The sequence below is a fragment of the Haloarcula salina genome (assembly GCF_010119195.1).
Taxonomy (GTDB): Archaea; Halobacteriota; Halobacteria; order Halobacteriales; family Haloarculaceae; genus Haloarcula; species Haloarcula salina.
Window position 1 is genome coordinate 129,452 of the sequence record NZ_WRXL01000007.1, and the last position, 12,861, is coordinate 142,312.

A 12,861-nucleotide genomic window follows, 5' to 3' on the forward strand; every position below is an offset into this window, starting at 1 on the left:
TTGACTGCCGTCACCCCTAAGGGTATGAAAGGCGACGTCACCCAGTTGCTTCGCGACCAGCGCGTCAACGCCGCCGCGGCCTGGCTCGTCGTGGCGTTGCTCGTCGCCGTCGCCGGCTGGAGCTTCGTCCGCGGCGACCTGCTGTGGATGGGATTCGCCGGCGCCGTCGCGGCGCTCGCGCTCTTACCGCCGGTGTTGCTCCGACACCGCTACGCGATGCTCCCCTGGGAGATCCTGTTCCTCGCCGCTCTGCCCGTCGTCGGGCGCGTGTTCGCGACGCTCCCGGCCACGGGGAACCTCGCGACGTACCTCTCGGTCGCCGCCATCGCCCTCATCGTCTCCGTCGAACTCCACGTGTTCACGCCCGTTCGGATGACGCCGCGGTTCGCCGTCGTCTTCGTCGCCATCGCCACGATGGCCACAGCGGGGGCGTGGGCCGTCGTCCGCTGGACGGCCGACCTCGCCCTCGGGACGACGTTCCTCCTCGACCCGGCGCTGTCCGACCACGCCATCGAGGAGGACCTGATGTGGGAGTTCGTCGCCTCCACCATCGCCGGCGTCGGGGCCGGCGTCGTCTTCGCGTACTACGTCCGACGACAGATCGGCGTCGAGCGCGTCGCCGTGGAGGCCGACGCATGAGGGTCCGCGACCGCGTCGGTCTGAGCACCGTCTGGCAACGACGGCTCTCTCGGGTCCTCTCGTTCGCGCTCGTCGGCATCTTCGCCGTCGGTCTGGAGCGCGGCAATCCGGGCATCATGGTCAACTCCGCCGTCGGCATCGCCGTCACGCAGCTGCCGCCGGTGCTCGAACGCGACTACGGCATCGCGCTCGACCCCGCGCTGACCCTCTGGATCACCGCCGCCGTCTTCCTGCACGCGCTCGGGACCGCCGGCCTCCCCGGCGCGGAGGAGAACTTCTACGTCACGATCTGGTGGTGGGACCATCTCACCCACGCGCTCTCGTCGTCCGTCGTCGCCGCCGTCGGCTACACGACCGTCCGCGCCCTCGACGAGCACTCGGAGGAGATCTACCTCCCGCCGCGCTTTACCTTCGTGTTCATCCTCCTGTTCGTGATGGCCTTCGGCGTGTTCTGGGAGGTCATCGAGTTCGCCATCTCGCTGTCGGCCGAAGCCATCGGCAGCGACACCATCCTCACGCAGTTCGGCCTCAGCGATACGATGCTCGACCTCGTCTTCGACACCGTCGGCGCGGTCGTCGTGGCCATCTGGGGCACGGCCCACCTCACTGACGTGGTCGGCCACGTCGAATCGCTGCTCGAACGACGGGCGGGATGACACTGACCGGTTCGCCGGAATCTATTTGTAGATGGCGGCGATTAGTTACTCGCAGACCGAGTAACCATGACCGAACGAACCCAGACCGACGACTACGAGCACCTGGCGGACATCGACGACGGCTGCGGCTGCGCGGAGGTCTGGGAGCACACGAGCGAGCGCCGCGACGAGTGAGACGGGCCGACGCGACCGCGTCCCGCCGCGACCGCTGACAGCGGCCGGTCGGGACGGAACTGACCCACGGCGATTCGTCTGAGAGCGTATCCGTATTTATTTGAGGCCGCGTGGCGGACGTTGGGGCAATGGCCGACCGAGACGACGTCTGCGTACTGCTGCCCACGTACAACGAGGCCGAGACCATCGAGTCGGTCGTCTCCGGCTTCCGGGAGCAGGGGTTTCCAAACGTCCTCGTCATCGACGGCGGCTCCACCGACGGGACGCGCGATATCGCCGAGTCGGCCGGCGCGCGCGTCGTCGAACAGACCGGGTCCGGAAAGGGCCAGGCGGTCAGGGAGGCGGTGGCCCAGCACGTCGACGAGCCCTACGTGCTGATGGCAGACGGCGACGCGACCTATCGGCCCGACGAGGCCGACCGCCTGCTCAAGCCGCTGCTGTCCGGGCGCGCGGCCCACGTCATCGGAAACCGCTTCGCGAACATGCAGTCCGGCGCGATGACGCGGCTGAACCAGTTCGGGAACCGGATCATCAACAAGGCCTTCGAGGTCATCCACGGCCGGAACCTGACCGACATCCTCTCGGGCTACCGGGCGTTCACCCGCGAGTCGTTCCTCCGGAGCTCCCTCACGGCGGAGGGCTTCGGCATCGAGACGGAGATGGCGGTCGAGTGCGTCAAGCACAACATCTCGACGGCGGTGGTCCCCATCACCTACCAGCCCCGGCCCGACGAGTCCGACACGAACCTCCGTCCGTTCCGCGACGGCGCGACCATCATCCTGACGCTGTACCAGATGGCGAAGACGAACAACCCGCTGTTTTACTTCGGGAGCGTCGGCATCGCCAGCACGACGGTCGGGCTGGCGCTCGGCGCGTTCGTCGCCTACGACTGGGTCGTCAACAGCACCTCACACGAGGTCATCGCCGTCGTCGGCTCCTTCGGCATCCTGCTCGGGATTCAGCTCCTGATGTTCGGCGTGCTGTCGGACATGCTCGTCGCGGTCAACCGCGAGCAGACGCGCCGGCTGGAGGACATCGCCGTCACGCTCTCACAGGGCGAGGAGTGGGCGGGTGACGCCTTCGACGACGCGGCCGAGACGGAGGAGACGGTGACGGAATCGAAGACGTCCTCGGCGGAGACGACCGTTTCGACGGGGACGGACGACCAGCGTTAGAACGGGACGAGCGAGCGCAGTTGCGACAGCAGGCTGTTCCGGGTCGCCTCGCGTCGGCGCTCGAACACGGGGTGGAGGGCGTTCAGGAGGTCCTGTTCGTTCTCGAACCGCGTCGCGTTCGCCTCCGAGAGCGCCTCGGCGACGGTCATCGAGTGTCCCGACGCGTCGAACGGGACCGAGACGTGACCGGCGGCGTCGCGGACCTCGTCGGCGGTCGCGGGATAGTCGATCTCCACGTCCGAGAGGCGGTCGTCGAGGGCCGCGATACCGAACTCGATGACGTCCGGTTCGTCGTTGTTGTCGGCTGGTGGCCGTACTCCCATTGTGAGAGAGGTGGGACCGGGGGATAGAAAAATCTGTGTTGTCGGACGAGCGCCGGAGCCGACGCGCTATCGACCGACGAACGCCGCTTCAGGCCTCGCGCTGGCAGTCGGCCAGCCACTCGTCGGCCCACGTCTCGATCTCCTCGAACACGGGACAGAGCGACTCCCCCTTCGGCGTCAGCCGGTAGTACGTGGCGACCGGCGCGTCCTCCTCCAGACGGCGGTCGACGAAATCCATCTCCTGGAGGTCGTCGAGGACCCGCGAGAGCGTCCGGGAACTGGCATCGGTCGCCCGCTTGAGTTCGTTGAAGCGGTGCTCGCCGTTCCGGAGCTGGTGCAAGACGACGAGCCGCCAGCGCGAGCCGATCTGGTCGAGAGACTTCACGACCGCACAGGGACCGCTCTTTTCCTCCTCCTTCGCCGCGTCGGTGAATACTTCCGAAGACATCGGTGTTACCTGGTGTCTCCATTGTCCGGGAAGCGATATATAGGTTCGGATTCGAACCAAGTAACGTAATGAAACCGCAATACTTCGGTTCGCTGTACCGCTCTCAAACCGCTGACGCCGCGGGGGTGAGCGCCTGATGGCGTTCGAGACCGCCGGCGCGGCCGAACTGTTCCTCGTCGCCCGCGTGTTGTTCGGCGGCGTCCTCGCGTTCATGGGCCTGAACCACTTCAGCAGCGCCGAGCAGCTGGCACCCTACGCCGAGGCGAAGGGTCTCCCCGCCCCGACCGCGGCCGTCTACGGCAGCGGCGGCCTGCTCGCCGTGAGCGGGGTTTTCGTCGTCCTCGGGATCTATCCGGTCGTCGCTGCGGGCGCGCTCGCGACGTTCCTCGTCGGCTCCGCCGTCGCGATGCACGACTTCTGGGCCGTTCCCGACGACCAGACGCAGGACGAACTGACGCAGTTCCTGAAGAACGTCGCCCTCGCGGGCGGCGCGCTCGCCGTGCTCGCGGTCGCCGGCACGTCCTGGACCTACAGCGTCGGCATCGGTCTCGTCTAGGCGGCCACCGTCCCGAGGACACGTTCGCTGTCGACCGTCGTCGGGATGGTCGCGAGTGCCTGTTTTCCGCCGACTCGACCGCCGTCCGCCGTCACTCCTAAGCCGTCCCGTACCTGAACTGAGCGTGAATGATCCAGTCGCTGCCGACGGACGCGCTGCCGACGCCGCCAGCGTGGCTGCCGTGGCAGGAACTGGTCGTCCTCGCCGTGGTCGTCGCGGTCCTCCTCGGCGTCCGTCGAATCGCCGGCGACCGGCCCGGCAATGCGCTTCGGGCGCGACTGCTTCTCGGCGTTCCATGGGGGACGCTGCTGACGATGGGCGGCGTCCTCGCCGTGTATCTGTTCGTCCAGGGCGCGTGGTGGTACCCCCGGAACCCGCTGGTCACGCCGTTCCGGACGTGGTCGTACTTCTATCCGCTGGGGATGCTCACCGGGGCCTTCACCCACGGCGGTCAGGGCCACGTCACCGGGAACCTCGTGGGGACGCTGGTGTACGGGTCGGTGGCCGAGTACGTCTGGGGCCACTACCCCCGAAAGCGCGGCGCGCAGACGTTCACGTCCCTGCGGACGAATCCCTTTGCACGGATCCTCGCGGTCCCGGTCGTCCTGTCCGTCGTCGGCGTCTACACCGCGGTGTTCGCCGTCGGGCCAGTCGTCGGCTTCTCGGGCGTTGTGTTCGCCCTCGCTGGGTTCGCGCTCGTGACGCGGCCGACGCTGTTCCTCGGCGCGCTGGTCGGGAGCCGCGTCGTGGACCTCCTGTACTCGGCGCTCCGGTATCCGGTGTCGACGGCGTCGGGCCAGACCCGGTTCGTGACGCCCTGGTGGTCGAACGTCGCCATCCAGGGCCACGCCATCGGCCTGCTCGCCGGCATCGTCGTGGCCGCCGGCCTGCTGTGGTACCGCAACGAGCGTCCCAGCGCGCCGCGGGTGTTCTTCGCGGCGCTCGTCTTCGCCGTCTTTCAGGGGCTCTGGGCGGTGTACGTCCCGCTCGGCGGCGGCCGGTTCCGGCTGTATCGCTTCCTCGGCGCGGCGCTGGTGTTCGTCCTCGCGTTCCTGACCGCGGCGGTGACGCTCGACGCCGACCGCCCGAGGGTCCCGAGCTTCGACCGCCGACCTGCGTCGCTCGCCGGCGTCGTCATCGTCGTCGCGCTGGGCGCACTCTGTGTCGCGTCCGTCCCGACGAACGTCGTCGACCTGCAGGCCGACGACCTGCCCGAAGACGGCGTCGAGGTGCGAGACTACGCCGTCACCTACGACGAGGACGTGCCGAACCGCTACTTCGAGAACATCTGGTACCCGACGCAGGGGGGCGTCTCGGTCAACGCGAGCGGCGTCATCGTCGCCAGCGCCGAGCGGGAGGTGTGGATCGTCGCCGTCCAGCCCGGTCGGCTCGCTGTCGACGGCCGCGAGACCGTGACCGTCGGCGGGCCGACGTGGCGCTCGTCAGTGCACGCGACGCGGACCGACTGGTCGGTGCTCGGCAACGAGAGCGTCTATCGGGTGCAGCTACGGCCGGCCGGCGGCGAGCGACGGACGGTCTACACGTCCGAACCGTCGACGGCGGACGTGATACTCGACGGGCGGAACGTGACGCTGTCGGCGAGCGAAGGGGGCTTCGACATCGCGGTCACCGACGGCAACGAGACGGTCGGCCGCGGTCCGCTCCCGGCGAACATGACGCGAGCGACCATCGGCGGGCTCACGTTCGAGCGCAACCGGACGCGGCTGTACGCGCGGACCGACGGGACGCGCGTCCAGGTCGCGGAGCGGCGACAGCGCGACCGCGAGCGGAGCCGCTGAACCGATGAGTCCCGTCCGATACTCGACCGTACACTGACTGTTATCGGCCGCTGTCGCCCAGTCGATCATCGGCCGCTGTCGCCCCAGTCGATCCGGTAGACTTCGGCTGTGATGGTCCGGCGCTCGTCCTCGTGGAAGTCGAACTGCCGAGGGAGATCGAACTCCGTCTCGAAGGCGTGGGTGACCTCGCCGCCGTTGTCCGTGGCGAAGGCCTCGACGAACTCGCGGCTCCCCTCGTTGTGGACGGAGTAGGAGACGCTCGAAACGGCCGCCGCGGTTTCGAGAAAGCGACGGTCGGCGTGCTCGTTGTCCGACTGCGCGCCGAACGGCGGGTTCATGACGACCGTCGTCTCGTCGACGGGCGGACACAGCGGTGCCGCCGTCGCGTCCGCGCGCACCCACGAGACCGACGTGGTCGACCCGACCTTGCGCTCGTTGTCACGGGCGGTCGACAGCGGTGCGGGGTCGATGTCGAGACCGACGACCCGGGACGGCGACCGGAGCGCGGCTCCGAGCGCCAGCATGCCGGTCCCGCAGCCGAGGTCGACGACCGTCCGGTCCTGAACGTCGCCCTGCAGGTCCGCGGTGTGGACGAGGTGGGCCGCCAAGTCCGGCGGCGTCCGGTACTGTTCGAGACTGGCCCGCGGGTCGTCGAACCCAGCGACGACGGCGAGCTGCTGGGCGAGCGCGCTCTTTGTCGGCATCAGCGCCCATACGCCAGATTCATGCAAAAATGTTTGGAAATGCTCGAAGGTTATACTCCCAGCGGGAGGTCGACCACGAAGGCCGCGCCCCCGAGATCGCTGTCCTCGACGTGGATCGATCCGCCGTAGCTGTCGACCATCGCGTCGACGAAGTAGAGCCCGAACCCGGTCCCGGTGGACTCCGTCCCCTTCTTCCCGCGACGGAAGACCGTTCGCCGCTCGGCCGGAGAGACGCCCGGCCCGTCGTCGGCGACTCGGACCGTCACCGAGGACTCGTCGAGCGTCGTCGTGACGGACACGGTCACGTCGTCGCCGCCGTGCTCGACGGCGTTGATAAACAGATTGCTGAACACGTCCTCGAGGAGTTCGTCGGCCTGGACGACGACGTCCACCGGTTCCACGGTCACGCGGCAGCCGTCGCTCATCGACCGCGCCCGGTCGGCCGCGGCTTCGATGGCCGGTGCGAGTTCGACCCGACTGACGTCGGTGATACCCTGCTCGGACACCGTGTCGAGCACCGATCGGACCTTTCCGGTCAACGCGATGATGTCGTCGCTCCAGTCGACGATCGTCGCCGCGAACTCGCCCTGCTGACCGCCGAGTTCCGCCTCCAGCATCTCGCCTCTGGCCCGAATGACGTTCATCCCGTTGAGCATGTCGTGACGGAGGATGCTGTTGAAGAACTCCATCCGGTCGGCCTGGCGACGGAGCCGGTCTTGCTGGCGGCTCCGAACGACGGTGTACCGGAGCGCTCTGACGAGGCGATCGCCGTCAAGATCGCCTTTCGGGAGGTAGTCCTGTGCCCCGCGCCTGACCGCTTCGAGCGCCGTTTCCTGGTCGCTCATCCCCGTCAGGACGATGATCGGCGTCTCCGCGAGCAGGTCGGTCGCCCTGTCGAGCGTTTCCAGTCCGGTCGATCCGGGGAGGCCGAGGTCGAGCAGTACCACGTCGTGGCTCGCGGCTTCGCCGGCGGCCTCGTCCAGGGACTCCACGTGGTCCAGCGTCAGGTCGTCGACGAACTGCGAGACCGCCGGGAGATCGAGGTAGTGCTCGACGAGCTTCGCGTCGCCGGGGTTGTCTTCCACGAGGAGGACATCGAGCCGCGTGGACGTCTCCGACATCGGTCACTTCGGGGGCCGCTTGACGACGGTCAGCCAGAAGTCCTCGATTCGATTGATCGTGTCGATGAAGCCGTCGAAGTTCACCGGTTTCGTGAGATAGGCGTTCGCGTGCAGGTCGTACGAGGCGACGATGTCTTCTTCGGCCTCCGAACTCGTCAGCACGACGACGGGGATGCGCCGCAGTTCCGGATCGGACTTCACGTCGTCGAGGACCTCGCGGCCACCCTTTCGCGGCATGTTGAGATCCAGCAACAGCAGGTCCGGTCGCGGTTTGTCGTCGTACTCGTTTTCCCTTCGCAGGAACTGGAGCGCCTCGACGCCGTCGGTGACGACGTGGAGGTTGTTGAGTACGTTCCCCTTCTCGAGGGCCTTCTCCGTCAGTTTCACGTCGCCGGGGTTGTCCTCGGCGAGCAGTATCTCGATCGGTTCTCCGTTTGGGTTCTCAGACATAGTTCTCCTGTTCTGTGACCGCTGGCACGGTAAACCGGAACGTCGCGCCCTCGCCGGGCGGCGACTCGACCCAGATCTCGCCCCCGTGCCGGTGGACGATGCGCTCACAGACGGGGAGCCCGATGCCGGTCCCCTCGGCGTCGTGGGTCCCTGCGCGCGTGAACACTTCGAAGACGTCCTCTCTCGCGGACTCCGGAATCCCGGGCCCGTTGTCGGAGACGCTGAACGTCACCATCTCCTCGCCACGCTCGGCGTCGATTTCGATCCGCGGCGGCGTTTCGCCGTCGTCGGCGTACGTGACGGCGTTTTTGACGAGGTTCTGGAAGACCTGGCCGAGCTGGTTCGAGTCTGCCTCCACAGGGGGGAGATCCGCCGCCGTCACCTCCGCGTCGGCGTCCGCGATGTGGAACTGGAGGGCGGTGATCGTCTCGTCGAGGACGGCGGTGGCGTCGGTCTCTTCGAACTCCCTGGCGTCCGTCTGGACCCGCGAGTACGCCAGCAGGCCGTCGATCATCTCCTGCATCCGACGAGCACCGTCGACCGCGAACGCCATGTACTCGCTGGCCTCGTCGTCCAGGTCGTCGCCGTACTCCGAATCGAGGAGGTCGACGTAACTCGAAACCATCCGGAGCGGCTCCTGCAGGTCGTGTGAGGCCACGTAGGCGAACTGCTGGAGGCTCTCGTTGGAGCGTTCGAGTTCGTCGCGATACTCGCGGAGTTCGTGCGCCCGCTCGGCCCGATCGAGCGCCGCGGTTGTCGTGCTCGAGAGAATCTCGAGGAGATGGCGCTCGGTCTCGCCGTACTGCTCGACCGACTCAGCGCCGATCATCAGCATGCCGTATTCGTCCAGCGGGAGACACAGGACCGACCGGAGCGGAGCGTCCGGGTTCGACGGAGCCGACAGCTCCCGGTAGTCCCGGATATAGGTCACCTCGCCGTCCTCGAAGATCGACATCTCGTCGTGACCCGGCTCGACGGGAGCCACGTCGACGTCGTCGGGCGGTTCGAACTCGGCGTTCTCGATCGTGGTACCGACGAGATTGAGCTCGTGGGCCTCCTCGTCGTAGGCCCACATCGCCGCGAGCGGTCGCCCGGTCACGTCTCGGGCGATCCGCGTCACCGCGTCGCCGATCTCCTCGCGCGACTCCGCGAACAGCAGCTCCTGCGTGGCGTCGTTGAGCCGTTCGACGCGGGCCTGCCGGCGCGTCAGTTCGGTGATGTCGCGCGCGACGCCGACGACGTTCTTCAGATCGCCCGCGTCGTCGTGGACCGGCTGATACCACGTCTCGAACGTCAGACCGTCTAGGGCTTGCGTCGTACGCACCTCCTCGCCGTCGAGCGCCGCGGTCACGGCGTCGATCACGTCCGGATAGCCGGCGTAGGCGTCGAAGACCGAGACGCCCTCGAGCTCGCCCGCTTCGAGCCCGAGCGTCGCCAGTCCCCGTCCAGCCGAGTGAGTGAACACGCCGTCCGGGTCGAGCGTGAACACGACGACCGGGAGATTATCGACCATCGTCCGGAGCTGTTCGTTCCGTTCCTTGCGTCGCCGTTCCCGCTCCCGGCGCGTGGTGACGTCCGCGAGACTCACGACGACTCGCTCGATGCTCCCGCCGTCGCCGAACATTGGCGTCGCGCTGACCGAGGCGACGACCTTCTCTCCGTCCCCTCGCGTGAATCTCAGTTCGGTGTCCGTGACGGTCGACCCGGTCTCGAGAACGCGCTCGACGGGTGCCCTGTCTTCGCTGAGCGGGTCTCCATCGACCGTGCGCAGATCGAACTGCACCGGGACGGACTCCGCACCGACGAGTTCCGCCCGGTCGACCCCGAGCATCGACTCCGCCCGTTCGTTCGTCCGCTGGATCGTTCCGTCGGCGCCGTGGATGACGATCCCGACGGGGCTGACGTCCAGCAGCCTGTCGAGGAGGTTCCGCTCGGTGCGGTACCGTTGCTCTGCGGCCCGATACTCGGTCACGTCCCGGGCGTAGGCGACGACTCGCGGTTCCCCGTCGATGGTCGTCCCCCGGAGTTCGACGTCGGTCCATCGTGGGTCACCGTCCGGACCCTCGACTTTCCACTCCACGTGTGACTCGCCGGTCTCGTGAGCGGTCCGTATCAGGTCGTTCGCCGCGGCCGTCGAGTACTCCGGGGGGCTGAAATCCCCGACGTGCATCCCGGCGATCTGCTCGGGGTCGACGCCGAGGAGGTCGGCCGCGGCGGCGTTCGCCCCGGTGACCTCGCCGGAGTCGGGATCGTGAACGAAAATCGGGTCCGGGGACGCGTCGAACACGTCCCGGTAGGGCTGGCTCTCACCCTCTGTCGAGGCCATAGCGATGAATCGGCTGGCAGATATAAGGAACTACGCGTCCGGTTCTCAGATGCGAAAATCAGATCCGGCTACCAGGTGCCGTGGAACGTGTCGAACTCCAGCGACTCGAGAGGCTTCTCGCCGACTGCGATCTCGTATTCGCCCGGGGTGAGCATCGGCTTCTTGAACTGCGGGCCGTCGTCGGTCGTGATGCGCGGACAGCCGGTGTTGACGTAGGCGTCCATCCCGAAGTTCGTCAGGCGGTCCGGCGTCACCTCGTCCATCGTGATGAGGTAGGCGTTGTCGTTGTTCTCGACGATCTCCTCGGCTTTCTCCCAGCGGCCCTGCCCGATCTTCGTGCAGAAGATGACGCCCCACGTCTCGGCGTCCATCGCCTTGTGGACCGAGGCGTAGCGCTGTTTCATGAACTTCTCCGTGTCCGCGACGGTGACGACGTTGTTGACCGGGTCCGCGATGACGACGTGTTTCTCGGGGTGTTCCATCGCGAGTCCGAGCGGGTGGAACTTCCCGCCGCCGACGTACAGCATCTGGTCGGCGTCCACGTCGGCGCTGGCGTAGTTACAGCCGAGCACCTGCCCCTCGTGGGTCAGCCGCTCGTCGCCGCGCCGCGTGTGGACGGTGTAGCCGCGCTCTTCGAGCCACTCGCGCATCTCGTCGAACTTGTTCATGTGCTGGGCCGTCGTCACCAGCCCCACGTCGGGGTCGTCCTCGGGGTCCGCGAGCTGTTCCTCGCGGGCCTGCTCCATGATGGGGAAGACGTCGACGTTGGAGAACAGCGGCACGTAGATGATCTTCTCGGACTCCTTCATCGGGGAGTGCCCGAAGTGGACGAACACGTCCGTCCGGCGCATCATGTACGTGTCGAGGTCGCAGGCCCCGTAACAGGGCTGGCCGGAGAGCAGCACGGTCACGTCGTCGGGCAGTTCCTCGCGGAGGTCGTCGGCGACGGCCGGGCCGCGTCGCTTCAGTCCCTCGGGGAACTGGAGGCCCACCTTCTCGGCGTCACGCTCCTCGACGGCGTCGATGATGCGATCGAGTTCGTAGTCCCACTCGCGATCGTGTTTGAGCGACAGCCCGGTGTTCCGGAGGTCGCCCTCGGTCCGCTCTTGACTCATTGCAACCGTGTATCCGTTCGAGCGGCATAACCCCCGTGTTTCGGGAAGCGCCCGCTCACTCCATGATCGTGTTCAGTTGCTGCTCGACGCGCTCGACGTTCGCCTCCAGGTCTCGGACCTTCTGGTGCTGGGTCCCGTTCGCGTCCGCAAGTTCGTCGATCGCCGCGGCGATTTCGGCGGCTCTGTCCGCGACCTCGTCGATCATCCCGGCGATCTCCTCGGCGCTCGCGGCCTGTTCGTCCGTCGCTTCGGCGATTTCACTGATTCCCTGGTCGGTCTCCGTCGTCGCCGAGAGGATCGCCTCCTGGTTGTCGAGGACGGTTTCGAGGTCGCCGAGCGACCGCTGAATCGCGTCCGTGGTCTCCCCGACGTTCGTGGCGGTGTCGTCGGTCATCTCTCGGACCTCCGCGACGATCCGCTCGACCTCGTCGGCGTGCTGTTTGGACTGGTCCGCTAGCTCCTTGATCTCGTCGGCGACGACGGCGAACCCGTCGCTGTTGCCGTCGCTCCGCGCGGCCTCGATGTTCGCGTTGAGCGCCAGCATGTTCGTCTGGTCGGCGATGTCGTTGATCACTTCGACGAACTCGTCGATCTCCTCGACGTGGCCGCGCAGTTCCTCCGCGTCCTCGGCGACCTGCTCCGCCGACTCGGTCGCGTCTTCCACGCGCTCGATCGTCTCCGTCGCGGTCTCGACGGACTCCGCCGCGAGTTCGCGCGCCTCGCCGCTCTGTGCGCTCACCTCCTCGGCGCTGGACGCGATCTCCTCGACGGTCGCGCCGAAGCCGGAGACCTCGGTCTGGACCTCGTCGAGGTTGTCCGCCTGCTCCGCGGCCACCTCTCTGATCTCGTCGGACTGCTCCGTGACCGCGCTCGCCGACTCGCTGAGTTCGCCGACAGCCTGGTCGACGTCCTCGGCCATCTGCGACTGGAGGTCACGCAGGTCCTCGCGCTGATTGACGATGTCGCTGAAGTCGAGCAACAGCTCCACCGCACCGACGGCCTCACCGCTCGGACTCAGGAGCGGGATCGCCAGCGCACGAGCGTGTGCCAGCGTCCCGTCGGGGCGCTCCGCGGACCGAAACTCGGCCTCTCGCTTCGGCGTTTCGGTCCGGATCACTTCCTCCGCGAGCGTCTCCGACTCGCCCTCCGTCCCGAACACGTCGTAGGCGTTCAGCCCGATCGCCTCGCTCGCCGGCAGTCCGAGCATCTCGGCGACCGCCTGATTCCAGTGCGTGATATCGCCGTCCGCGTCGACGATGAACGCGCCCTCCGGCAGGTCTTCGATGAGCGATTCGAACGCGTGGAGCCAGAACTCGTCGCTGGACGCTATCGACTCGGGCAGTAACTGCTTCGCGTGTCCCTCCGTGGTCATCAC

The 12,861-nt window shown here is 67.4% G+C and carries 13 protein-coding genes; 5 read left to right on the forward strand and 8 right to left on the reverse strand.

Annotated features, from left to right (window positions below; all coding sequences use genetic code 11):
- Positions 1-24: 24 nt before the first annotated feature.
- From GM656_RS17070 to aglJ, 3 genes are all read left to right on the forward strand, one after another.
- Positions 25-639 carry a hypothetical protein gene (locus GM656_RS17070; protein WP_162414903.1) on the forward strand — a complete coding sequence of 205 codons (615 nt, stop codon included), beginning with the start codon at positions 25-27 and terminating at the stop codon, positions 637-639.
- Positions 636-1,295 carry a hypothetical protein gene (locus GM656_RS17075; RefSeq protein WP_162414904.1) on the forward strand — a complete coding sequence of 220 codons (660 nt, stop codon included), beginning with the start codon at positions 636-638 and terminating at the stop codon, positions 1,293-1,295. Before GM656_RS17070 ends, GM656_RS17075 begins: the two co-directional genes overlap by 4 nt.
- Positions 1,296-1,597: 302 nt before the next feature.
- The gene (gene aglJ / locus GM656_RS17080) at positions 1,598-2,644 is read left to right on the forward strand and encodes an S-layer glycoprotein N-glycosyltransferase AglJ (RefSeq protein WP_162414905.1); all 1,047 of its coding nucleotides are present in this window, start codon (positions 1,598-1,600) and stop codon (positions 2,642-2,644) included.
- Here the strand turns inward: aglJ and GM656_RS17085 are convergent.
- Positions 2,641-2,967, reverse strand: a complete 327-nt coding sequence (locus tag GM656_RS17085; protein WP_162414906.1) for a hypothetical protein — start codon at positions 2,965-2,967, stop codon at positions 2,641-2,643. The two genes, aglJ and GM656_RS17085, sit on opposite strands and share 4 nt — an antisense overlap.
- 88 nt (positions 2,968-3,055) lie before the next feature.
- Positions 3,056-3,415 (reverse strand): winged helix-turn-helix transcriptional regulator, encoded by a 360-nt coding sequence (locus tag GM656_RS17090; protein ID WP_162414907.1) that lies wholly within the window; start codon positions 3,413-3,415, stop codon positions 3,056-3,058.
- 136 nt (positions 3,416-3,551) lie between these two features.
- Between GM656_RS17090 and GM656_RS17095 the strand changes: the two genes are divergently transcribed.
- Positions 3,552-3,971, forward strand: coding sequence for a DoxX family protein (locus GM656_RS17095; RefSeq protein ID WP_162414908.1), 420 nt, complete (start codon positions 3,552-3,554; stop codon positions 3,969-3,971).
- A 128-nt stretch (positions 3,972-4,099) separates the two neighbouring features.
- Complete coding sequence (locus GM656_RS17100) at positions 4,100-5,770, forward strand: rhomboid family intramembrane serine protease (protein ID WP_162414909.1); 1,671 nt, start codon at positions 4,100-4,102, stop codon at positions 5,768-5,770.
- Between the two features lie 65 nt (positions 5,771-5,835).
- Here the strand turns inward: GM656_RS17100 and GM656_RS17105 are convergent, their stop codons facing one another.
- The 6 genes from GM656_RS17105 to GM656_RS17130 form a co-directional block, all read right to left on the reverse strand.
- A complete protein-coding gene (locus GM656_RS17105) occupies positions 5,836-6,474 on the reverse strand; it encodes an METTL5 family protein (protein ID WP_162414910.1) in 639 nt (212 codons plus the stop codon).
- 50 nt (positions 6,475-6,524) lie between these two features.
- Positions 6,525-7,595, reverse strand: coding sequence for a hybrid sensor histidine kinase/response regulator (locus GM656_RS17110; RefSeq protein ID WP_162414911.1), 1,071 nt, complete (start codon positions 7,593-7,595; stop codon positions 6,525-6,527).
- A gap of 3 nt (positions 7,596-7,598) precedes the next feature.
- Complete coding sequence (locus GM656_RS17115; protein WP_162414912.1) at positions 7,599-8,045, reverse strand: response regulator; 447 nt, start codon at positions 8,043-8,045, stop codon at positions 7,599-7,601.
- Positions 8,038-10,371: a PAS domain-containing protein gene (locus tag GM656_RS17120; RefSeq protein WP_162414913.1), complete on the reverse strand. Its 2,334-nt coding sequence runs from the start codon at positions 10,369-10,371 to the stop codon at positions 8,038-8,040. Before GM656_RS17120 ends, GM656_RS17115 begins: the two co-directional genes overlap by 8 nt.
- A gap of 68 nt (positions 10,372-10,439) precedes the next feature.
- Complete coding sequence (dph2, locus tag GM656_RS17125; protein ID WP_162414914.1) at positions 10,440-11,486, reverse strand: diphthamide biosynthesis enzyme Dph2; 1,047 nt, start codon at positions 11,484-11,486, stop codon at positions 10,440-10,442.
- A gap of 55 nt (positions 11,487-11,541) precedes the next feature.
- Complete coding sequence (locus GM656_RS17130) at positions 11,542-12,858, reverse strand: methyl-accepting chemotaxis protein (RefSeq protein ID WP_241692810.1); 1,317 nt, start codon at positions 12,856-12,858, stop codon at positions 11,542-11,544.
- Positions 12,859-12,861: the final 3 nt, after the last annotated feature.